Genomic DNA, 23,479 nt, shown 5'->3' with positions numbered 1-23,479 from the left:
AATGGTAATTGATGGTAAAGACTATAAGCCAGCTACGAAATAATTTGATTAGCTTTTTAGCGAAAGCGGTAATGCGTTTTCGCTAAAATGGTAATCGTTATAACTGATAGCAATCCTGCTAACAAATAATATTTAAATTTTTTATAATGAAATTGACTCAGATCAAATCCTCAGTAATTATTATCTTTTTACTAGTAGGAAGTTTTGCTGTGGCACAAACCGAAATTAAGAGTAAGGTTACAGACTTTATGAGTATGTTACCTATTGAAAACGCCAGTGTGTATGTTCAAAACACAACCATTGGAACAATAACCAATGCGGATGGGAAGTTTGTATTATTGGTGCCTAAGGCATTTGAAAAGGATACAATTATAATTTCTTCAATAGGGTTTAAAAGCTACAAAACAACAATCGATCAATTTGATAACTCACTAGATATACTTTTAGAAGAAGATATTGCGTCTTTAGACGAAATTTTAATAGTCGCCGAAAATAGACCTAAAACGGGTAATGATATTGTAATTAGAGCTTTAGAAAGGTTAGAAAACAACCTGCCTGAGCAGCCTTATCTTCAGAAAGGGTTTTTAAGACATAAAGAAAGAAACAAGAAACAATTTAAATGGTTAGTAGAAAGTGCTATTACTTTGTACGACGATTCCAGTTATGTTACAGGAGGTGCAGACAACTTAAAAATAAATGTAGATCAGGTTAGAAAAAGTTACGACTTACGTGATGTAGATAGCTTATTCTCGTATTCAATGTATTTAAAGTACAACGCTAATGTTAATTTAAAGCCTAAAAATTTAAGACGTGATACAATTGCTAAGTCATCTTTAATAAAGTCCATTAAATGGAATGACACCAGGGTAAATGGATTAGAAAACTTATTTAAGGGAAAGCTTAATTTAGTCCGTAACTCTAAAAGTCCAAAAGCATTATTGGGTGATGATGTTTTAAAAACACATCAATTTAAATTGGATACTATTTTAGTAGACAACGAGCGCAAAATTTATAAAATTAAAATTGATAAAGGTGAAAACTTTGCGGGTTTAAATACGGAAGGGATTTATAACGAAGGATATATTGCAGAAGGTTGGATTTATATTTATTGGGATAATTTTTCAATTAAAAAAATCGAATACCAACTTAGAGCAGGTTCTGACGCACAAAAAAATAGGAGTAAAACGCTATTTGATACGCAAATCAATCATAAGCTTGTAATCTCTTATATGGAGTATCAGGATAAAATGTATCCTAATTATATCTATTATGAAACACCTAAACTAGTTAACGTAGGTTATAAGCCAACGGGTAAGATAAACAAGGAAGAAGAAGCGTTGTTTAATAAGGAAGAACGTTTTTATTATACAGTACAAGAAATACTGTTTACAGAGATAATTCAAGATCCAGAAGCAATTGAAGCTGCTTTGCAACAAGATTGGGATCCAGATATTTTTTCAGTTAAACCGTACAATAAATTGTTTTGGGATAACTACAATACCCTTTTAGAAAGTGAAGAAGACGAAAAACTAATTAAAGATTTAACAAAGCGATCGTCTCTTTTTAAACAATAAAATTAAATTTATGAGTGCTCAATTTAAATAACTTTCTATATTTGCACCTCAAAATTTTAAAAGAGAGGAGGTTAAGATACTATGTTAGTAATTCCATTAAAGGACGGAGAAAATATAGAGAGAGCATTAAAACGCTACAAACGTAAGTTTGATAAAACAGGAACGCGACGCGCTTTGCAAAGTCGTAAGCAGTTTACAAAACCTTCTGTAGGTAATAGAGTTAAAGTTCAAAAGGCTCAATATGTGCAACGTTTAAGAGATCAAGAAGCTGTGTAAGCAGTTGCAATTAATAATAAAATCCCACTAAATTTTTAGTGGGATTTTTGTTTTTCCAGTAATCTGATACAAAAAATGGTATATTTATCGGACTTAAATACTTTACATACATAATGCTATTACAAGCCTTTTTAGATTATCTGTTATTAGAAAAAAAATATTCTAGTCTAACAGTTAATGCTTATAAGAAAGATATAGAATCCTTTTTGTTTTTTTTAAATGAAGAAGAACAGAATAATACGATTAATGAGGTTAATTATGCTCAAATTAGAACATGGATTGTTAGTCTTGTTCAAAAAGGGATAGCAAACAGAAGTATAAACAGAAAGATTTCTGCTCTAAATAGCTTTTTTAAATTCTTACTTAAAATAGAAGAAGTTAAAATAAATCCATTGTCAAAACATAAGGCACTTAAAACTAGTAAAAAAGTTCAAATCCCTTTTTCTGAAAACGAAATAACAACCGTTCTAGATCAAATAAGTCATAATTCAGATTTTGAAGGGTTAAGAAATAAGCTAATTATAGAATTGTTTTATTCAACAGGAATGCGTCGTATAGAATTGATTAACATTAAATTAAAGGATGCCGACTTAGAAAACAAAACAATTAAGATTTTAGGTAAAAGAAATAAAGAGCGCATTGTGCCATTATTACCGTCAATTGTAGAAAGCATAGCAAATTATAAAACGGAAAGAAATAAATTAGAAGTTATTACTGATCAAACGCATTTGTTTTTAACAAAAAAGGGCGTTAAAATTTATGAAACTCTTGTCTACAGAATTATAAATGATTACTTTAGTAAGGCTTCAAGTAAGGTTAAGAAAAGTCCCCACATACTTAGACACTCGTTTGCGACCCATTTATTAAATCAAGGTGCAGAGATAAACGCGGTAAAGGAGTTATTAGGGCATTCTAGTTTAGCAGCCACTCAGGTATATACTCATAATAGTATTGCAGAGTTAAAAAAAGTGTATGCCAAAGCACATCCTAGAAGTAAAAAATAAATGTTTAACCACAAAAATTTAAAGTATGAAGGTAAACACACAGGCAATTAATTTTAATGCCGATCCCCAATTATTAGAATTTATTCAAAAAAGAATGAATAAATTAGAAATGTATTACGATAAGGTAATTCAGTCAGAAGTCTATCTAAAGGTCGAAAAGACTAGTAATAAACTAAATAAAGTTTTTGAAGCCAAGATAAATGTACCCGGAGATAGCTTTGTTGTTAAAAAACAATGTAAGTCTTTTGAAGAGGGTGTAGACGGTGCTGTAGCCTCTTTAGAAAGGCAGTTAAAAAAGCGAAAACAAAAATTACGAGAAAATTTTAAAAATATTTCATAAAAATGTTTTGAATAATTAAATAAATCTATACATTTGCAGTCCGTTAGAAATAGCGGGCTTTTTTTAGAAGTAAAAAGAGATATAAAAGCCGATGTAGCTCAGCTGGCTAGAGCAGCTGATTTGTAATCAGCAGGTCGTGGGTTCGAGTCCCTCCATCGGCTCAAAATAAAGTTAAAATAAATTATAAATTGTTTTAACTTTGTGTAAGTTCTTTAATAGAGTGAAAAGTTTAAAATTGGGGAGATACTCAAGCGGCCAACGAGGGCAGACTGTAAATCTGCTGACTACGTCTTCGCAGGTTCGAATCCTGCTCTCCCCACTTTTTTTTAATTAGAAAAATTAATTTTAGACGACAAAGGATTTTAAATAATTGCGAGAGTAGCTCAGTTGGTAGAGCGTCAGCCTTCCAAGCTGAATGTCGCCGGTTCGAACCCGGTCTCTCGCTCTAATATTTAAGCCGGTGTAGCTCAGGGGTAGAGCGTTTCCTTGGTAAGGAAGAGGTCACGGGTTCAATTCCCGTCATTGGCTCTGAATAAAGAATAAAAAATTAAGAATACACTAATATTATTATATAACTAAGATTAAATTATTAAAACATGGCAAAGGCAACTTTCGATCGTTCAAAACCACACTTAAATATTGGTACAATTGGACACGTAGATCACGGTAAAACAACTTTAACTGCTGCTATTACTAAAGTATTAGCTGATGCAGGTTTATCAGAAGCAAAATCTTTCGATCAGATTGATAACGCTCCAGAAGAAAAAGAAAGAGGTATTACAATTAATACATCACACGTAGAATATTCAACAGCAAATCGTCACTACGCACACGTAGATTGTCCAGGTCACGCCGATTACGTTAAGAACATGGTAACTGGTGCTGCACAAATGGATGGAGCTATTTTAGTAGTAGCTGCAACGGATGGTCCAATGCCACAAACTCGTGAGCACATCTTATTAGGTCGTCAGGTAGGTATCCCAAGAATCGTAGTATTCTTAAATAAAGTGGATATGGTTGATGATGAAGAGCTTTTAGAGTTAGTAGACATGGAGGTTAGAGAATTATTATCATTCTATGAGTATGATGGTGATAACGGACCTGTAGTTTCTGGTTCTGCATTAGGAGCTTTAAATGGTGAGCAAAAATGGGTTGATACAGTAATGGAATTAATGGCACAAGTTGATGCATGGATTGAAGAGCCAGTTCGTGATATGGACAAGCCTTTCTTAATGCCAATTGAAGATGTGTTTTCTATTACAGGTCGTGGTACAGTAGCAACTGGACGTATCGAAACTGGTGTAGCTAATACTGGAGATCCAGTTGAGATCATTGGTATGGGTGCTGAAAAATTAACATCTACTATTACAGGAATTGAAATGTTCCGTCAAATATTAGATAGAGGAGAAGCTGGAGATAACGCTGGTATCTTATTAAGAGGAATTGAGAAGTCTCAAATCTCTAGAGGTATGGTTATTGTTAAGCCAGGTTCTGTAACACCACACGCTAAATTTAAAGCTGAGGTTTATATCCTTAAAAAAGAAGAAGGTGGACGTCACACTCCATTCCATAATAACTACCGTCCTCAGTTTTATGTTCGTACAACTGACGTAACAGGAAACATTGCGTTACCTGAAGGAGTAGAGATGGTTATGCCTGGAGATAACTTAACAATTCATGTTGAGTTAATCCAAAAGATCGCAATGAATGTTGGATTACGTTTCGCTATACGTGAAGGTGGTAGAACAGTTGGTGCAGGTCAGGTAACTGAAATTTTAGACTAATTTATAGTTTATAAAATATAAAGCTAAGACACTTCGTTCGCGTGGTGTCTTGGTTTTTATTTACGGGCGTAGCTCAGTTGGTAGAGCACTGGTCTCCAAAACCAGGTGTCGGGAGTTCGAGTCTCTCCGCCCGTGCAAATTGAGGTAAATGATAATAATTATCGTTTACCTCAAAATAGAATAAAGTAGTCCGCTCCATAGGAAGACATTTAAACAAAGACATATGGCTGGAATAGTAAACTATATAAAAGAATCATTTGGAGAATTAAAAAACAACGTAACATGGACACCTTGGTCTGAGGCGCAAAGTTTAACGATCCTAGTGGCTGTTTTTTCAATTATTTTCTCTTTAGCAATATGGGGAATTGATACTGTTTTTAGTAAAGTTATTAGTTTATACTTTAACCTTATAACAGGATAGATTATTATGGCTGAAGTTGGAGAAAAAAAATGGTACGTAGTTAGAGCTGTAAGTGGTCAAGAGAATAAAATCAAAACTTATATCGAGAACGAAATTTCAAGATTAGGTCTACAGGATTATGTAGAGCAGGTTTTGGTACCAACAGAAAATGTAGTTCAAATCCGTAATGGTAAAAAAGTAAACAAAGAAAAAGTTTACTTTAGTGGATACATTATGATTAAAGCTAACCTTACTGGAGAAGTGCCTCATATTATAAGATCAATAACTAACGTTATTGGTTTTTTAGGTGCTACAAAAGGTGGTGATCCTTTACCTTTAAGACAATCTGAAGTTAACAGAATGTTAGGTAAAGTAGATGAGTTATCTGTTGATGCGGACGTTAATGTTGCAATACCTTACACCAAAGGTGAAACAGTAAAAGTTATTGATGGACCTTTTAATGGTTTTGACGGTACTATAGAAAACATTAATGAAGAAAAGCGTAAGCTTGAAGTAATGGTTAAGATTTTCGGAAGAAAGACACCATTAGAACTAAGCTATATGCAAGTAGAAAAAATTTAATAATTGTTACAATAAAGCGTACTTCTTTTAGGCTTCCACTTAAAATAAGTACAAAACAAAAACATTCAAAATGGCAAAAGAATTAGGTAAAGTAGTTAAGCTACAAGTAAGGGGAGGTGCAGCGAATCCGTCGCCACCGGTTGGACCCGCTTTAGGTGCTGCTGGAGTAAATATCATGGAATTCTGTAAGCAATTTAATGCAAGAACCCAAGATAAAGCTGGTAAGGTTTTACCAGTTGTGATTTCGGTTTACAAAGACAAGTCTTTTGACTTTGTAATCAAAACACCTCCTGCTGCAGTACAATTATTAGAAGCGGCCAAAGTGAAGAAAGGTTCAGGTGAACCACACGTTAAAAAAGTAGCAAAAGTTTCTTGGGATCAAGTCAAAACTATTGCAGAAGATAAAATGGTAGATTTAAATGCATTTACAATTGAGTCTGCAATGAAGATGATTGCTGGTACTGCAAGATCTATGGGTATAACTGTTAAAGGTGGTGAAGCACCAAATTAACCTAAAAAGATTTTAAAAAATGGCAAGATTAACAAAGAAACAAAAAGAATCTGTAGCAAAAATTGAGAAGGATAGAGTATATTCTTTAAAAGATGCTTCAGCATTAGTAAAAGAAATAACTAATACAAAGTTTGACGCTTCTGTAGATTTAGCAATTCGTTTAGGGGTTGACCCAAGAAAAGCTAATCAAATGGTTAGAGGTGTAGTATCTCTTCCTCATGGTACAGGGAAGGACGTTAAAGTTTTAGCATTAGTAACTCCAGATAAAGAAGCAGAAGCTAAAGAAGCAGGTGCTGATTACGTTGGTTTAGATGAGTACCTTGATAAAATCAAGAGTGGTTGGACAGACGTTGATGTAATTATTACTATGCCTAGCGTTATGGGTAAACTAGGACCTTTAGGACGTGTATTAGGACCTCGTGGTTTAATGCCTAACCCTAAGACTGGTACTGTAACTATGGATGTAGCAAAAGCTGTAACTGAAGTTAAGGCTGGTAAAATTGACTTTAAAGTTGACAAAACTGGTATCGTTCATGCTTCAATTGCAAAAGCATCTTTTAGTGCTGATAAGATTGAGGAAAATGCAAATGAATTATTAACAACAATAATGAAACTTAAGCCAACTACAGCTAAGGGAGTTTATGTAAAAAGCATTTTTATGTCTTCTACAATGAGTCCAAGTATTGCTGTAGAAACTAAAATAGGTTAGTAGTTAAAAACTTTATATTATGACTAGAGAAGAAAAATCACAAGTAATTAAAGAATTAACTGTTCAATTAGCCGATAACTCTAATATCTACATAGCAGATATTTCTGGTTTAAATGCAGGAACTACTTCTGACTTACGTCGTGCTTGTTTTAAAGCAAACATACAGTTAGCTGTTGTTAAAAATACATTACTTGAAAAAGCAATGGAAGCTTCCGATAGAGATTTTGGAAACTTACCATCAATATTAAAGGGAAATACATCTGTGATGTATTCGGAAACTGGGAATGCTCCAGCTAAATTAATCAAAGCTTTCAGAAAAAAATCTGAGAAGCCTTTATTAAAGGGTGCTTTTATTGAAGAAGCGGTTTATTTAGGAGATGACCAATTAGATATGTTAGTAGACATCAAGTCTAGAGAAGAGTTAATTGGTGATATTGTAGGATTATTACAGTCTCCTGCTAAAAACGTTATCTCGGCTCTTAAATCAAGCGGTGGAACACTTTCAGGTATCTTAAAAACATTATCTCAAAAAGAGGGATAATTCAAACATTACGCACTTTTACAATTATATATTATTAAAAAATTAAAACGATAGAAAAATGGCAGATTTAAAAGATTTCGCAGAACAATTAGTTAACCTTACTGTTAAAGAAGTAAATGAGTTAGCTACTATTTTAAAAGATGAATATGGTATCGAGCCTGCTGCTGCTGCAGTAGCTGTTGCAGCTGGTCCAGCTGGAGGAGGAGATGCTGAAGAAGCTCAAACTGAATTTGATGTTATTTTAAAAGCAGCAGGTGCTTCTAAATTAGCAGTAGTAAAATTAGTTAAGGAATTAACTGGTTTAGGTTTAAAAGAAGCTAAAGGTTTAGTTGATGATGCACCAAGTGCAATCAAAGAAGCAGTTTCTAAAGATGAGGCAGAAGCTCTTAAAACTCAGTTAGAAGAGGCAGGAGCAGAGGTTGAGCTTAAGTAAGCTTACCAAATAATTTTACAAAGGTTTAGGTCTGGAGCATTCGCTTTAAGACCTAAACCATTTGTCGTATATAGTGATCAACTATATAAAATAATATTTTTTTTAATCAAAATTTCGTCCATTGATGTTAGTAACACAAGCTGAAAGATTAAATTTCTCGTCTATTGTAAATAGAACGGAATACCCAGATTTCATGGATATTCAGATTAAATCCTTTCAGGATTTTTTCCAGTTAGAAACAAAATCTGAAGAAAGAGGTGATGAAGGTCTTTATAACACCTTCATGGAAAACTTTCCAATTACAGACACACGTAATCAATTCGTTTTAGAATTTTTAGATTACTTTATTGATCCGCCGAGATATGCTATTGATGAGTGTATTGAAAGAGGACTAACCTATAGCGTTCCGCTTAAAGCAAGGTTAAAGTTATATTGTACAGACCCTGAACATGAGGATTTCGAGACCATTGTCCAGGATGTGTATTTAGGAACTATACCTTACATGACTCCATCTGGTACTTTTTGTATCAATGGTGCAGAACGTGTGGTAGTATCTCAATTGCATAGATCACCAGGTGTCTTTTTTGGTCAATCTTTCCATGCAAATGGAACCAAATTATATTCAGCTAGAGTTATTCCTTTTAAAGGATCGTGGATAGAATTCGCTACGGATATTAACCAAGTAATGTATGCGTACATTGATAGAAAAAAGAAGTTACCTGTAACAACTTTATTCAGAGCAATTGGTTTTGAACGTGATAAAGACATTTTAGAGATTTTTGATTTAGCCGAAGAGGTTAAAGTTTCAAAGTCTGGTCTTAAAAAAGTAATCGGTCGCAAACTTGCTGCACGTGTTTTAAATACATGGCATGAAGATTTCGTTGATGAAGATACTGGAGAAGTAGTATCTATTGAGCGTAACGAGATAGTATTAGATCGTGATACAGAATTAGATAAAGATAATATTGAAGAAATCCTTGACATTGATGTGAAAACTATTCTTTTACACAAAGAAAGTGCACAACAAGGAGATTACGCAATCATACATAATACACTTCAAAAGGATCCAACAAATTCTGAAAAAGAAGCTGTAGAACATATTTACCGTCAACTACGTAATGCTGAGCCGCCAGATGAGGAGACAGCACGTGGTATTATTGACAAATTATTCTTTAGTGATCAACGTTACTCTCTTGGAGAAGTAGGTCGTTATAGAATGAACAAGAAACTACAATTAGATATCGGAATGGATAAGCAGGTGCTTACCAAAGAAGATATCATTACTATAATCAAGTACTTAATCGAGCTGATTAATTCTAAAGCAGAGATTGATGATATTGATCACTTATCTAACCGTCGTGTTCGTACAGTTGGAGAGCAATTATCTTCTCAGTTTGGTGTTGGTTTAGCACGTATGGCACGTACTATCCGTGAGCGTATGAACGTTCGTGATAATGAAGTGTTTACTCCTATTGACTTAATTAATGCTAAGACGTTATCGTCTGTTATTAATTCTTTCTTTGGTACAAACCAATTATCTCAGTTTATGGATCAAACCAATCCTCTTGCTGAAATTACGCACAAGCGTCGTTTATCTGCACTAGGACCAGGTGGTTTATCTAGAGAAAGAGCTGGTTTCGAAGTACGTGATGTTCACTATACTCACTACGGAAGACTTTGTCCAATTGAAACTCCTGAGGGACCAAACATTGGATTAATTTCATCTTTATCTGTATATGCTAAAGTGAATTCTATGGGATTCATTGAGACACCTTATAGAAAAGTTACTGATGGTGTTGTGGATATTAAAGGAGATCCAATTTATTTAAGTGCAGAAGAAGAAGAAGATAAATTAATCGCTCAAGCAACTGTTAAAGTTGATGAGAATGGTAAAATTTTACATGATAAGGTTATTGCACGTATGGAAGGTGACTTCCCAGTAATGGATCCAAAAGATATCCATTATACTGATGTTGCACCAAATCAAATTTCGTCTATATCAGCATCTTTAATTCCATTCTTGGAACATGATGATGCAAACCGTGCATTGATGGGATCAAACATGATGCGTCAAGCGGTACCATTATTACGTCCTCAAGCACCAATTGTTGGTACTGGATTAGAGAGACAAGTTGCTTCAGATTCTCGTGTATTAATTAATGCAGAAGGAGAAGGTGTTGTACAGTATGTCGATGCTAATGAGATTGTAATTAAATATGAAAGAACTGATGACGAGGCTAAAGTTAGTTTTGATAGTGATATCAAATCTTACGCTTTAGTTAAGTTTAGAAAGACTAACCAAGGTACTTCAATTAACTTAACACCTATCGTTAAGAAAGGTGATAAGGTATCAAAGGGGCAAGTGTTATCTGAAGGTTATGCAACTCAAAAGGGTGAATTAGCTTTAGGTAGAAACATGAAAGTAGCCTTTATGCCTTGGAAAGGGTATAACTTTGAGGATGCAATTGTAATCTCTGAGAAAGTTGTACGTGAAGATATCTTTACTTCTATTCATATTGACGAGTATTCTCTTGATGTTAGAGATACTAAATTAGGTAACGAAGAATTAACTAACGATATTCCTAACGTTTCTGAAGAGGCTACTAAAGACCTTGATGAAAACGGTATGATTCGTATTGGTGCTGAAGTTAAACCTGGTGATATATTAATTGGTAAGATTACACCAAAGGGTGAATCTGATCCAACTCCAGAAGAAAAATTATTACGTGCTATCTTTGGTGACAAGGCTGGAGACGTAAAAGATGCTTCATTAAAGGCATCACCTTCTTTACATGGTGTTGTTATTAATAAAAAATTATTTTCTAGAGCAGTAAAGGATAAACGTAAGAGAGCTCAGGATAAAGAAGATATTAATAAATTAGAGAATTTATACTACACTAAGTTTGACGAATTACAAAGTGTATTAGTTGAAAAACTTTTTACAATTGTAAACGGAAAAACGTCTCAAGGTATTTTCAATGATTTAGGAGAAGAAGTTTTACCAAAAGGTAAGAAATTTACTCTAAAAATGCTAAATGCTGTTGATGATTATACTCACTTAACTGGTGGTACATGGACAACAGATGATCATACTAATAAATTAGTAGCTGATTTAATTCACAACTACAAGATTAAAGAAAACGATTTACAAGGGTCTTTAAGACGTGAAAAGTTTACTATTTCTGTAGGGGATGAGTTGCCAGCAGGTATTATTAAGTTAGCTAAGGTTTATATCGCTAAAAAACGTAAGTTAAAAGTTGGTGATAAAATGGCGGGTCGACATGGTAACAAAGGTATTGTTGCACGTATTGTACGTCAAGAGGATATGCCTTTTTTAGAAGACGGAACTCCTGTAGATATCGTATTAAATCCATTAGGTGTACCATCTCGTATGAACATTGGACAGATATATGAAACAGTATTAGGATGGGCTGGACAAGATTTAGGTCGTACTTATGCAACACCAATTTTTGATGGTGCTACAATTGATCAGATTAACGAATTAACTGATGAAGCTGGAATTCCTAGATATGGTCATACATATCTTTATGATGGTGGAACTGGTGACCGTTTTGATCAACCTGCAACAGTAGGTGTTATTTACATGCTTAAATTAGGGCATATGGTTGATGATAAGATGCACGCACGTTCTATCGGACCTTACTCATTAATTACGCAACAACCTTTAGGAGGTAAAGCTCAATTTGGAGGTCAGCGTTTTGGAGAAATGGAAGTTTGGGCACTTGAGGCTTACGGAGCATCTGCAACGTTAAGAGAAATCTTAACTGTAAAATCTGATGACGTAGTTGGTAGAGCTAAAACTTACGAAGCTATCGTTAAAGGAGAGCCAATGCCAGAACCTGGATTACCAGAATCTTTCAACGTTTTAATGCACGAATTGAAAGGATTAGGATTAGACATTAGATTAGAAGAATAATTTTAAGTGAGTCGAGCAGTCTGTAAATTGATTTTACGGACTGCTTTACAAACTGAACACTATAAGAATTATGGCAAAAAAACAAGATAAGAATACAGTACAGAGATTTAATAAAATCTCTATTGGTTTAGCATCACCAGAATCTATTTTAGCAGAATCTAGAGGTGAAGTTTTAAAACCAGAAACTATCAATTATCGTACACATAAACCAGAACGTGATGGTTTATTCTGTGAGCGTATTTTTGGTCCTGTAAAGGATTATGAATGTGCTTGTGGTAAATATAAGCGTATTAGATATAAAGGTATTGTTTGCGACCGTTGTGGAGTTGAAGTTACTGAAAAGAAAGTACGTCGTGATAGAGTAGGACACATTAACTTAGTTGTGCCTGTTGCTCATATCTGGTATTTCCGTTCTTTACCAAACAAAATTGGTTACATATTAGGTTTACCGTCTAAGAAATTAGACATGATTATTTATTACGAGCGTTATGTAGTAATACAAGCTGGTAATGCTAAGAATGAAGAAGGAGAGCCTTTACAAAAATTAGACTTTTTAACTGAAGAAGAATATCTAAACATATTAGAAACACTTCCTCAAGATAATCAATATTTAGATGACACAGATCCTAGCAAATTTATTGCTAAAATGGGAGCTGAGTGTTTAATTGACTTATTGTCAAGAATTGATTTAGATACATTATCATACGAGTTACGTCACAAAGCAAATACTGAAACGTCTAAACAACGTAAAACAGAAGCTTTAAAACGTCTTCAAGTAGTTGAAGCTTTACGTGAATCTAATGAGCACAGAGAGAATCGTCCTGAATGGATGATCATGAAAGTAGTGCCAATTATACCGCCAGAATTAAGACCTTTAGTGCCTTTAGATGGTGGACGTTTTGCAACTTCAGATTTAAATGATTTATACCGTCGTGTAATTATCCGTAATAACCGTCTTAAAAGATTGGTAGAGATAAAAGCACCGGAAGTTATTTTACGTAACGAAAAACGTATGTTACAAGAATCTGTAGATTCTTTATTTGATAACACACGTAAATCATCTGCTGTTAAAACTGATTCTAACAGACCATTAAAATCATTATCAGATTCACTTAAAGGTAAGCAGGGACGTTTCCGTCAAAACTTACTTGGTAAGCGTGTTGATTATTCTGCACGTTCTGTAATTGTTGTTGGACCAGAACTTAGATTATTTGAGTGTGGTTTACCTAAAAACATGGCTGCAGAATTATACAAGCCTTTCGTAATTAGAAAATTAATTGAAAGAGGTATTGTAAAGACAGTTAAGTCTGCGAAGAAAATTATAGATAAAAGAGAACCAGTTGTTTGGGATATATTAGAAAATGTTTTAAAAGGACATCCAGTACTTTTAAACCGTGCTCCTACATTACACAGACTTGGTATACAAGCATTCCAACCTAAATTAATTGAAGGTAAAGCAATCCAATTACACCCATTAGCATGTGCGGCATTTAACGCCGATTTTGATGGAGATCAAATGGCTGTGCATTTACCATTAGGACCTGAAGCTATATTAGAGTGTCAAATGTTAATGTTGGCATCTCACAATATCTTAAACCCTGCAAACGGGGCTCCGGTTACTGTACCTTCTCAGGATATGGTACTTGGTCTATATTATATGACTAAGCACAGATTATCTACACCAGAAGTAAAAGTAAGAGGTGAAGGATTAACATTTTACTCTGCAGAGGAAGTAACTATTGCTTACAATGAAAAGAGAGTTGAATTAAACGCGGGAATTAAAGTTAGAACAATGGACTTTAATGACGCTGGCGAATTAGTACTTCAAGTAATTGAAACTACTGTTGGTCGTGTTTTATTTAACGAAAAAGTACCAGCAGCAGCAGGTTATATTAATGAAGTATTAACTAAGAAGTCTTTAAGAGATATTATTGGTAATATTTTAAAAGTAACTAGTGTACCTGAAACTGCAGATTTCTTAGATGATATTAAAACTTTAGGATATTACTTCGCATTTAAAGGAGGATTATCATTTAGTTTAGGAGATATTATTATCCCGCCAGAAAAGCAATCTATGATTGATGCTGCCAACGAAAAAGTTGATGGTGTTACTGGTAACTATAACATGGGATTAATTACAAATAACGAACGTTACAACCAGGTTATTGATATTTGGACATCTACGAATGCTGAATTGACAGAATTGTCAATGAAACGTATTAGAGAAGACCAACAAGGATTTAACTCGGTATATATGATGCTTGATTCTGGAGCCCGTGGATCTAAAGAACAGATTCGTCAGCTTACAGGTATGCGTGGATTAATGGCTAAGCCTAAAAAATCTACTGCAGGAGGTGGATCTATTATTGAAAACCCGATTTTATCTAACTTTAAGGAAGGTCTTTCAATTTTAGAATACTTTATATCAACTCACGGTGCGCGTAAAGGACTTGCCGATACAGCACTTAAAACTGCCGATGCAGGTTACTTAACACGTCGTTTAGTAGACGTTTCTCAAGATGTTATTGTTAACAGTGAAGACTGTGGTACATTAAGAGGTGTAGAGGTTTCTGCACTTAAGAAAAATGATGAAGTTGTTGAGAAATTAGAAGCACGTATTGTAGGTCGTATTTCATTAAATGATGTATATGATCCATTAAGTGAAGAAGTTTTAGCTGAAGCTGGTCAATTAATTGACGAAGTAGTAGCAGCTAGAATTGAAAATTCACCAATAGAAACAGTTGAAGTACGTTCTCCATTATCTTGTGAAGCTAAAAAAGGGATCTGTGCTCAATGTTACGGTCGTAATTTAGCTACTAATAAAATGGTTCAACGTGGTGAAGCAGTTGGTGTAGTAGCAGCGCAATCTATTGGAGAGCCTGGTACACAGTTAACACTTCGTACGTTCCACGTTGGAGGTATTGCAGGTAACATTTCTGAAGAAAACAAACTTGCAGTTAAATTTGACGGTATTGCAGAAATTGAAGATTTAAAAACTGTAAAAGGTACTGATAACGATGGTAACTCAGCTGATGTTGTTATTTCTCGTACATCAGAAATTAAATTAGTAGATAAGAAAACTGGAATTACTTTAAGTACTAACAATATCCCTTATGGATCTCATATTTTAGTTAAAGACGGAGATGCATTAAAAGCTGGTGATGTTGTTTGTTCTTGGGATCCATATAACGGAGTTATTGTTTCTGAATTTGCTGGAAAAGTGAGATATGAAAATATCGAACAAGGTATTACTTATCAAGTAGAGATTGATGAGCAGACAGGTTTCCAAGAAAAGGTAATTTCAGAGTCTAGAAACAAAAAAATAATACCAACACTTATTGTTGAAGATGGTAAAGGTGAAGCAATTCGTTCTTACAATTTACCAGTAGGTGCCCACATTATGATTGATGATGGAGAAAAAATTAAGGTTGGTAAGATCTTAGTTAAAATTCCTCGTAAATCATCTAAAGCTGGGGATATTACAGGAGGTTTACCACGTGTAACAGAATTGTTTGAAGCACGTAACCCTTCTAACCCTGCAGTTGTTAGTGCAATTGATGGTGTTGTATCTTTTGGTAAAATTAAGAGAGGTAATCGTGAGATTATTGTAGAATCTAAATTAGGTGAAATAAAAAAGTATTTAGTTAAGTTATCTAGCCAGATTTTAGTGCAAGAAAATGACTTTATTAAAGCTGGTATGCCTTTATCTGATGGTTCTGTAACACCAAACGATATCCTTAATATAAAAGGACCATCTGCAGTACAACAATACTTAGTTAACGAGGTGCAGGAAGTATATCGTTTACAAGGTGTAAAAATTAATGATAAGCATTTTGAAGTTGTTGTAAGACAAATGATGCGTAAAGTAAGAATTATTGATTCAGGAGATACTATTTTCTTAGAGGATCAATTAGCTCATAAATCTGATTTTATTGAAGAAAATGATAACATTTTTGGAATGAAAGTGGTTGAAAGTGCTGGAGATTCGTCTACACTAAAGGAAGGACAGATTATATCTGCTTTCCAATTAAGAGATGAAAATTCAATCTTACGTCGCGAAGACAAGCAACTTGTAGTAGGAAGAGATGCACAGCCGGCAACAGCTACGCCAATCTTACAAGGTATTACAAGAGCATCATTACAGACTAAATCGTTTATATCTGCAGCTTCTTTCCAAGAAACTACTAAAGTATTAAACGAAGCAGCAGTAGCTGGTAAAGTTGATCATCTTGAAGGTCTTAAGGAGAATGTTATTGTAGGACATCGTATACCAGCAGGTACAGGTATGAGAGCTTACGAAAACATAATTGTTGGATCTAAAGAAGAATTTGATCAAATGATGAAAGCTAAACAAGAAGTTAATTATAACTAATTGTTAGACTTAAATGTATAGATTAATTTCTAAATTATAATAATTAAAAGAATCCTGCAGTAATGCGGGATTCTTTGTTTAAAAAAATAAGAGAATGGCTGATAGCAATGATAATAAACCAAAACAAGGACAAATAAATATTGAGTTAGACGAGAAAATCGCGGAAGGGATTTATTCTAACTTAGCAATAATTAATCACTCAGTATCTGAGTTTGTTGTTGATTTTGTTAGTATAATGCCTGGTACTCCAAAAAGCAAAGTGAAGTCAAGAATTATATTGACACCACAGCACGCTAAACGACTTTTAAAAGCATTAGGAGAAAATGTTCAGAGATTTGAAAAAGCACATGGCGAAATTAAGGATTATGAACAACCACCAATTCCTTTAAATTTTGGACCAACTGGTCAAGCATAAAAAAAAAGCCTTTTTACAATTAAGTAAAAAGGCTTTTTTTGTAGGTATGCTTTAGTATAAATAAAAATTATAATTTTTATAAATAAAATAATTTTAAACTATTTATCTCGAGTAATCTAGTTCTTTAAACTGTTGTTTAAGCGATTTTTGAGTAAAATCAAACATAGTAGCTGTCGAATGTTAATTTGTTTATTAAATACTATTTAAAATTGATATTTATTATTCAAATTCAGATACGTAGTGAAATTTGATGCTAGGATATTTTTGTTGTGTCATTTGTAAAGAAAAAGGCGAGTCTGCTAAAAATACTAACTGGCCCCTTTTGTCTTTTGCTAAATAGCGTTGTTTTACTCTTAAAAATTCCTTGTACTCGTTATTTTTCTTATCATCAGGGTCTACCCAACATGCTTTGTATACATTTAGATTTTCATAAGTACATTTTGCACCATATTCGTGTTCTAATCTATACTGTATAACTTCATATTGTAAAGCTCCTACAGTTCCAATTACTTTTCTACCATTCAATTCTAATGTAAATAATTGCGCAACACCTTCGTCCATTAGTTGGTCGATCCCTTTGTTTAATTGTTTAGATTTTAATGGGTCAGCATTGTTTATGTACCTAAAATGTTCTGGAGAAAAACTCGGAACACCCTTGTAATTCAATATTTCACCTTCCGTTAGTGTATCTCCAATTTTGAATGTACCAGTATCTTGTAAACCAACGATATCACCAGGATAAGAGATGTCTACAATCTCTTTTTTCTCAGCAAAAAAGGCGTTCGGGCTTGAAAATTTTACTTTTTTATTATGTCTTACGTGCAGATATTGTGTGTTTCGTTTAAACTCACCAGATACAATTTTAACAAACGCTAATCTGTTTCTGTGATTGGGATCCATGTTTGCATGTATCTTAAATACAAATCCCGAAAATTTATCTTCTTCAGGTTTAACTAAACGTTCTTCACTCTGTTTAGCACGAGGTTTAGGCGCTATTTCTACAAAACAATCTAGTAATTCTCTTACTCCAAAACTGTTTAGTGCAGAGCCAAAAAACACAGGTTGTAATTCCCCTTTAAGGTAGTCTTCATTACTAAATTTAGGATAGATACCTTCTACTAGTTCTATCTCTTCTCGTAGAGTCTCAGCAGCTTTATCACCTATAAGCTTTGTTAGTTCACTTGAGTTTAAATCATTGATTTCAATGGTGTCTTCAATATTTTTTCTACTATCGCCACTAAATAGATTTATGTTTTTCTCCCAAATATTGTAAATACCTTTAAAGTCATACCCCATACCAATAGGGAAACTTAAAGGCGTTACTTTTAATTTTAATTTTTGTTCTATTTCGTCTAATAATTCGAAAGCATCTTTACCTTCTCTATCCATTTTATTAATAAAGACAATCATAGGTATGTTACGCATACGACATACTTCTACTAACTTTTCGGTTTGTTCCTCAACCCCTTTAGCGACGTCAATAACAACAATAACACTATCTACAGCAGTTAATGTTCTAAAAGTATCTTCTGCAAAATCCTTGTGACCAGGCGTATCTAGAATATTTATTTTAATGCCATCATATTCAAATGCAAGTACAGAAGTAGCTACAGATATACCACGTTGGCGTTCTATCTCCATAAAATCACTGGTTGCCCCTTTCTTTATTTTGTTGCTTTTTACTGCTCCAGCTTCATTAATTGCACCTCCAAAAAGTAATAGTTTTTCTGTAAGTGTCGTTTTACCGGCATCTGGATGCGATATAATTCCAAAGGTTCTTCTTCTTTTTATTTCGTCTAAGAATTTCATCAAATAAATTTTTACAAATATAGATGTATCGGCTTTAACGTCCTATAGTCAAAATCATTTATTGCGATTTTCATGCTTTATTTTTTTTGTGTAGTTTATCTATGTTTCTTCTTGTTAAATCGGGATTTGGTGTGATATTCTTATTTATGATTTTCTTTTTATCGATGATATTTGTTTTTAATCGTGTTTCTTGTCGTTTTATCGTTAATTTTATTGAACATTTTTAAATCAATTTGAACCAATAAAACAGCTCTTTAACGAAAATTAACACTTTATAGCGTGTAATTAAATCAATAAAGTCTTTTAGTATTTACATTTGTTTACTTGTGTGGTTAAAACCTCATGTGAAAGTATTATCCCAAAAAAAATTGATTATAAAATAATTTTACCCTAATTGTATGAAAATCTCTACTCGATTCTCGATTTCTAAATTAATTTTCTTATTTAGCCTTTTGTGTGTTTTTTCTTTTTCGAAAGTTAATGCTCAAACACAATGTGAAGACTTGTATGTTTGTCCAGGTCAACCATCATCTTGTACTTATACATATAGTAATGGTTCTTGGTCTCCTTTTGCACCGCAAGTTGGTATAACTGAGACTGAAACTATCTGTATTTTGTCCGACCTTACATGGAATTATACTTTTGAAGCAAAGGGGACTATTTATATAGCTCCAAATGTAACGGTTAACGCAACTTTCCAGAAAGTTAGTTCTGTTATTGTCGAGGGTACATTAAATATAACAAATAATGTTGATGTAAATAACGGAGTTGTTAATGTTTGTAGTGGTGGGTTATTAACTACAAGTTCTATAAATGTTTCTACTACTTCCGTAATAAATAATGCTGGAGATGTTGTTATAAATGCACCTAACGGTCTAACACTTAATAGTGGTGTGACAGTTAATAATTATGATGGCGCGGATTTTGAAATGAATGGAGGTTCTGGACAGATTACACTAGATGGGGTTATAAGTAATTGTGGTATTATAAGAGCTGTAACTAATGGAGACACACAGTTTAACGGTAATTCTCAGATATATAATGCTTGTTCTTTTTATGTTGAGAATGATTTAAGAATAGATAGAGTTTTTACAAATGATGGTTTAATTGTTTCAGGAGGAACACTTAGAATTAATAATGGAATTGTAACCAATAATGGTGTTTTTGATGCAACAAATGTAATAGTTGATGGTACACCACAACAATTAGTTGGTAATGGATCTTCTTCTTTGTTAATTGCAAGTGGTTTTGTAACATTAACTAATGGAGGGGATATTACAGATCATTTTTATTATGGCCCAACAATTACAGCGTGTAATAATGGTTGTGACGTTGGTGTAACAGTTGTTGATGATGTATATAGAAATTATGTAACTGAAGAGGAATATTTAGAGTCATGTGGAGGTTTAATTTGTTCTGCTGAAACTGATTTTACCGATCCAACAATTACATGTCCTAATGATATTATTGAAGGTGATGATGATGGGAATAGTATGAATTCAATAGACGTTCCAGATCCTATTTATCAAGATAACTGCCTTGTAGATTCTCTTACATGGACAATGGCTGGCGCAACTACAGGAAATTCTTCTGCTACAGGGGAAAATGTATTAGGAACACAAGTGTTTAATTTAGGTGTTACTATAATTACTTATACAGTTACAGATGTAGCTGGTAATTCTGTAAGTTGTTCTTTTACTGTTACTATAAATAATAGTGATGACGATAATGATGGAGTCCTAAATGCAAATGATATTTGTAACGGTTTTGATGACAATTTAGATAATGATAATGATGGAGTGCCAGATGGCTGTGATTTAGATGATGATAATGATGGTATTTTAGATACAGATGAATGTCCTATATCAGATTCTGGTTTTGATGGTCCTATTTCTGTTCCGCAATCAGATTTTGATATTACAAGTTCAGGGAGTGCTAGTGATGATCAATCTTCTCATGTGCTAAATTCTATAACAATTGGAGGTATAGAATATCAGGATTTTAAAGTTCCTGATGCTTTTGATTCTAATTTTGGAGTAACTGTTCCTGTTACAACTAGTAACCAGGTAACTAGGTTTGTAAATGGTGCTGCAGTGTCTCCTTCTTTAGTTCCAGATGGAAAAGCAGTTTATGATGCTTTAATTTTAAGTTCATTTCAAACAAATAATTTAAATTCTTACCAACAATTAAGTTCAAAAAACTTTACAGATGATTCTTATGATTTGTTATATAATACGCCTGTACTTTCTAGAGGTGGTGTTTTTGTTTCTTTTGTAGAACGTAATGGTAATAATCCAGCTGTAATTACAGCTTTAGATTCTTCAGGTAACCCAATAGGTACGGCTATTAGTGTTGTTGATGATACGCATTATAATGATACTGGAGTTGCTCTTTTAAATAGTCAGAATGCAAAAATAGCTATTTATGCTATAGATGATTTGATACCTTTAGGTAGTTATCTTTCAGGTTTAAGAGTGGATTTTAGTAACGGTAGTTCAGCTGATAGTCCAGATGGTAAGATTTTTATTATTGGAGCTTCAACTTTTTCTTTTTGCGATACAGATGGAGATAGTATTCCAGATGTTTTAGATACAGATAGTGATAATGATGGATGTCCGGATGCACTTGAAGGTGGTGATAATATTTTAGCAACGAATGTTGTTAATGGAATGTTAACAGGAACAGTAGACCCAATTACAGGTGTGCCAAATAATGTTGATGTAAATAGTGGACAAACTATCGGTAGTTCTCAAAATGCTTCTGCTTTTGATACGGATGGACAATGTGATAGAGATAACGATGGTGTTTTAGACGCTACTGATATTTGTCAAGGCTCTAATGACAACATTGATATTGATGGTGATTCAGTTCCTGATGGTTGTGATTTAGATAATGATAATGATGGTATTTTAGATGCAAATGAAGGCGCTTGTGCTTCTCAAGTTTTATCTGGAACATGGGTTATTGCTGGTAATACAGCTTCTTATGATTTTGGAAACGGAATTATTGCTCAAGTAACTACTGATAATCCTACTAGCCCTAGTGATTTTGTGTTTGCTCCAGGGACTTTTTCTAACGGTTCATTTTGGACAGAAAACTTAGCAGGGGCAGCATCACTACAAAACAGATATGTATGGGATAGAACATTAACTGTTAATTATGTAGATGCTTTAGGTAACCCAGTAACAGTTACTAACCCAATTATTTATTTAGATAGAGTTGGTGGTACGGATGGCGTTACAACACAAAACAGTGCAATTGTAACTTTGCAAAATGGTTTAACATGGACTACTTTATCAGGAACATCTGATTTTGGTACTACAGCTACTACTGTTTTTGATTCAGGTAACGATACAGCTGCTGATCCAGCACATGTTCAGGATGCAACTCAGAATGATGCTGACGGAACAGCTGCAGGTACAATGCAAATTAATGGAGAGGTTTCAACTTTTACTTTACAATTTGTACAAGGTGGTTTATTCGGAACAGGTACGGATGGTATCGAATTTATATTATCGGCATGTCAAAGTTTAGATACAGATAATGATGGTACACCGGATTACTTGGATACTGATTCAGATAATGATGGTTGTTTTGATGCTATAGAAGGTGGTGATAATATTGCCTTAGCTAATGTAAACAGTGATGGTACTTTAAACGGTGCAATTAATACTACAACAGGAGTAGCTAATAATGTAAATACAACTAGTGGTCAATCTATTGGAGGAGCTATTGATGGAACACCTTCAGATCCAAATGGTCAATGTGACAGTGATGGAGATGGTGTTATTGATAATTTAGATGTTTGTCCAGGGTCGGATGATACAGCAGATAATGATAATGATAATGTTCCTGATGGTTGTGATTTAGATGATGATAATGATGGTATTCTTGACACAAATGAACAAAATATAATTACATGTAGTAACGAGGAGTCTCCATCATTTGGAGCTGCTCAAGGTCCAAATAATTATTTAGGTTCTGACATTAATAACCCGGAAGTGGGAGATTCATTTTTATATAATAGTGTTTATACAGGTGTCGATGCTATTGTTACAATAGTTTCTTCAAATGATAATGATATACTTGTTTTAGATGTTACAACTACTGGTTTAGATTCTTTTTTTCAACCACAAATTGATCATGCAACAGCTACGAGTTTTACTGAGTTTAAAATTGATTTTGTTGTTGCAGGTACTACAACTCCAGCACCAGTTTCAACTTATATTTTAACAACTATAGATAATGATGTATTTGAATTTGTAACATATGCTGATGGTTTTACTTCTCAAGTTTATGTTGATTCACCTACAAATGAAATTGCTTATGCTGGAAACCCTGCTAATTTAGGTGGCTTTAGCAGTGGATACGTAAGTGATGGTACTTTTATTACAGGAGTAGATGTTACAACTTCTCAATATCAAGTTGCTGCCGCATATTCTTTAGTATCTTCTGTTAGTTTTAGATTTGGAGATACATCATCTAATACCTCAAATCACTCGTTATCAATAGAACCTTGTGTTCCTCAAGATAATTGGGTTGTTTCTCCTGTATTTTATCAAGACATTGATACAGATGGAGATGGTATTCCTAATGCATTAGATAATGATAGTGATGGAGATACTTGTCCAGATGCTATTGAAGGAGCAGGAACAATAAATAATACTAACATTGATGCTAATGGGCAATTAACTGGAACTGTAGATTCTACTACAGGTGTACCTAGTGATGTAGATGCGAATGCAGGTCAAGCTGTAGGAGATTCTACTAACGATGCAGTAAATGCTTGTTT

General features: G+C 33.7%; 16 protein-coding genes and 5 tRNA genes. 20 read left to right on the top strand and 1 reads right to left on the bottom strand.

Going from position 1 to position 23,479, the window contains the following annotated elements:
- The first annotated feature begins 146 nt into the window (after window positions 1-146).
- The 19 genes from CXF54_RS13150 (at window position 147) to CXF54_RS13060 (ending at window position 16,878) form a co-directional block, all read left to right on the top strand.
- Complete coding sequence (locus CXF54_RS13150) at window positions 147-1,574, top strand: carboxypeptidase-like regulatory domain-containing protein (protein ID WP_101203869.1); 1,428 nt, start codon at window positions 147-149, stop codon at window positions 1,572-1,574.
- 81 nt (window positions 1,575-1,655) lie between these two features.
- Window positions 1,656-1,850, top strand: a complete 195-nt coding sequence (gene rpsU, locus CXF54_RS13145; RefSeq protein WP_090837423.1) for a 30S ribosomal protein S21 — start codon at window positions 1,656-1,658, stop codon at window positions 1,848-1,850.
- 113 nt (window positions 1,851-1,963) lie between these two features.
- Window positions 1,964-2,854: a tyrosine-type recombinase/integrase gene (locus tag CXF54_RS13140; RefSeq protein ID WP_101203868.1), complete on the top strand. Its 891-nt coding sequence runs from the start codon at window positions 1,964-1,966 to the stop codon at window positions 2,852-2,854.
- Between the two features lie 25 nt (window positions 2,855-2,879).
- Entirely contained in the window at window positions 2,880-3,194 is a 315-nt protein-coding gene (hpf, locus tag CXF54_RS13135) for a ribosome hibernation-promoting factor, HPF/YfiA family (RefSeq protein WP_101203867.1), read from the top strand.
- Between the two features lie 87 nt (window positions 3,195-3,281).
- A tRNA-Thr gene (locus CXF54_RS13130) sits at window positions 3,282-3,355 on the top strand.
- 76 nt (window positions 3,356-3,431) lie between these two features.
- Window positions 3,432-3,513 (top strand) — tRNA-Tyr (locus tag CXF54_RS13125).
- A gap of 53 nt (window positions 3,514-3,566) precedes the next feature.
- A tRNA-Gly gene (locus CXF54_RS13120) sits at window positions 3,567-3,639 on the top strand.
- Window positions 3,640-3,650: 11 nt separating this feature from the next.
- Window positions 3,651-3,722 (top strand) — tRNA-Thr (locus CXF54_RS13115).
- A gap of 68 nt (window positions 3,723-3,790) precedes the next feature.
- Window positions 3,791-4,978, top strand: coding sequence for an elongation factor Tu (tuf, locus tag CXF54_RS13110; RefSeq protein ID WP_090837418.1), 1,188 nt, complete (start codon window positions 3,791-3,793; stop codon window positions 4,976-4,978).
- Between the two features lie 62 nt (window positions 4,979-5,040).
- A tRNA-Trp gene (locus tag CXF54_RS13105) sits at window positions 5,041-5,113 on the top strand.
- An 88-nt stretch (window positions 5,114-5,201) separates the two neighbouring features.
- Window positions 5,202-5,399 carry a preprotein translocase subunit SecE gene (gene secE, locus CXF54_RS13100; RefSeq protein ID WP_028290299.1) on the top strand — a complete coding sequence of 66 codons (198 nt, stop codon included), beginning with the start codon at window positions 5,202-5,204 and terminating at the stop codon, window positions 5,397-5,399.
- A gap of 6 nt (window positions 5,400-5,405) precedes the next feature.
- Window positions 5,406-5,960 (top strand): transcription termination/antitermination protein NusG, encoded by a 555-nt coding sequence (gene nusG, locus CXF54_RS13095; protein WP_090837417.1) that lies wholly within the window; start codon window positions 5,406-5,408, stop codon window positions 5,958-5,960.
- A gap of 70 nt (window positions 5,961-6,030) precedes the next feature.
- Window positions 6,031-6,471, top strand: coding sequence for a 50S ribosomal protein L11 (gene rplK, locus CXF54_RS13090; protein ID WP_090837416.1), 441 nt, complete (start codon window positions 6,031-6,033; stop codon window positions 6,469-6,471).
- A 19-nt stretch (window positions 6,472-6,490) separates the two neighbouring features.
- Window positions 6,491-7,180 carry a 50S ribosomal protein L1 gene (gene rplA / locus CXF54_RS13085; protein ID WP_090837415.1) on the top strand — a complete coding sequence of 230 codons (690 nt, stop codon included), beginning with the start codon at window positions 6,491-6,493 and terminating at the stop codon, window positions 7,178-7,180.
- Window positions 7,181-7,199: 19 nt separating this feature from the next.
- The gene (gene rplJ, locus CXF54_RS13080; RefSeq protein WP_090837413.1) at window positions 7,200-7,721 is read left to right on the top strand and encodes a 50S ribosomal protein L10; all 522 of its coding nucleotides are present in this window, start codon (window positions 7,200-7,202) and stop codon (window positions 7,719-7,721) included.
- A gap of 58 nt (window positions 7,722-7,779) precedes the next feature.
- On the top strand, window positions 7,780-8,154 hold the full coding sequence (gene rplL, locus CXF54_RS13075) for a 50S ribosomal protein L7/L12 (RefSeq protein ID WP_090837410.1): 375 nt from the start codon (window positions 7,780-7,782) through the stop codon (window positions 8,152-8,154).
- A gap of 124 nt (window positions 8,155-8,278) precedes the next feature.
- Complete coding sequence (gene rpoB / locus CXF54_RS13070; RefSeq protein WP_090837408.1) at window positions 8,279-12,091, top strand: DNA-directed RNA polymerase subunit beta; 3,813 nt, start codon at window positions 8,279-8,281, stop codon at window positions 12,089-12,091.
- A 70-nt stretch (window positions 12,092-12,161) separates the two neighbouring features.
- Window positions 12,162-16,463, top strand: coding sequence for a DNA-directed RNA polymerase subunit beta' (gene rpoC, locus CXF54_RS13065; RefSeq protein ID WP_101203866.1), 4,302 nt, complete (start codon window positions 12,162-12,164; stop codon window positions 16,461-16,463).
- A 94-nt stretch (window positions 16,464-16,557) separates the two neighbouring features.
- Window positions 16,558-16,878, top strand: a complete 321-nt coding sequence (locus tag CXF54_RS13060) for a DUF3467 domain-containing protein (protein WP_090837402.1) — start codon at window positions 16,558-16,560, stop codon at window positions 16,876-16,878.
- Window positions 16,879-17,097: 219 nt separating this feature from the next.
- Here the strand turns inward: CXF54_RS13060 and CXF54_RS13055 are convergent, their stop codons facing one another.
- On the bottom strand, window positions 17,098-18,687 hold the full coding sequence (locus tag CXF54_RS13055; RefSeq protein ID WP_090837400.1) for a peptide chain release factor 3: 1,590 nt from the start codon (window positions 18,685-18,687) through the stop codon (window positions 17,098-17,100).
- A 398-nt stretch (window positions 18,688-19,085) separates the two neighbouring features.
- On the opposite strand from CXF54_RS13055, the gene CXF54_RS13050 reads away from it, so the two are divergent.
- Window positions 19,086-23,479: beta strand repeat-containing protein (locus tag CXF54_RS13050; protein ID WP_157823468.1), on the top strand; the 4,394-nt coding region annotated here is incomplete at its 3' end.

Source organism: Olleya sp. 1-3 (assembly GCF_002836085.1).
Classification (GTDB): domain Bacteria; phylum Bacteroidota; class Bacteroidia; order Flavobacteriales; family Flavobacteriaceae; genus Olleya; species Olleya namhaensis.
This window is presented reverse-complemented; position numbering and strand designations above follow the sequence as displayed.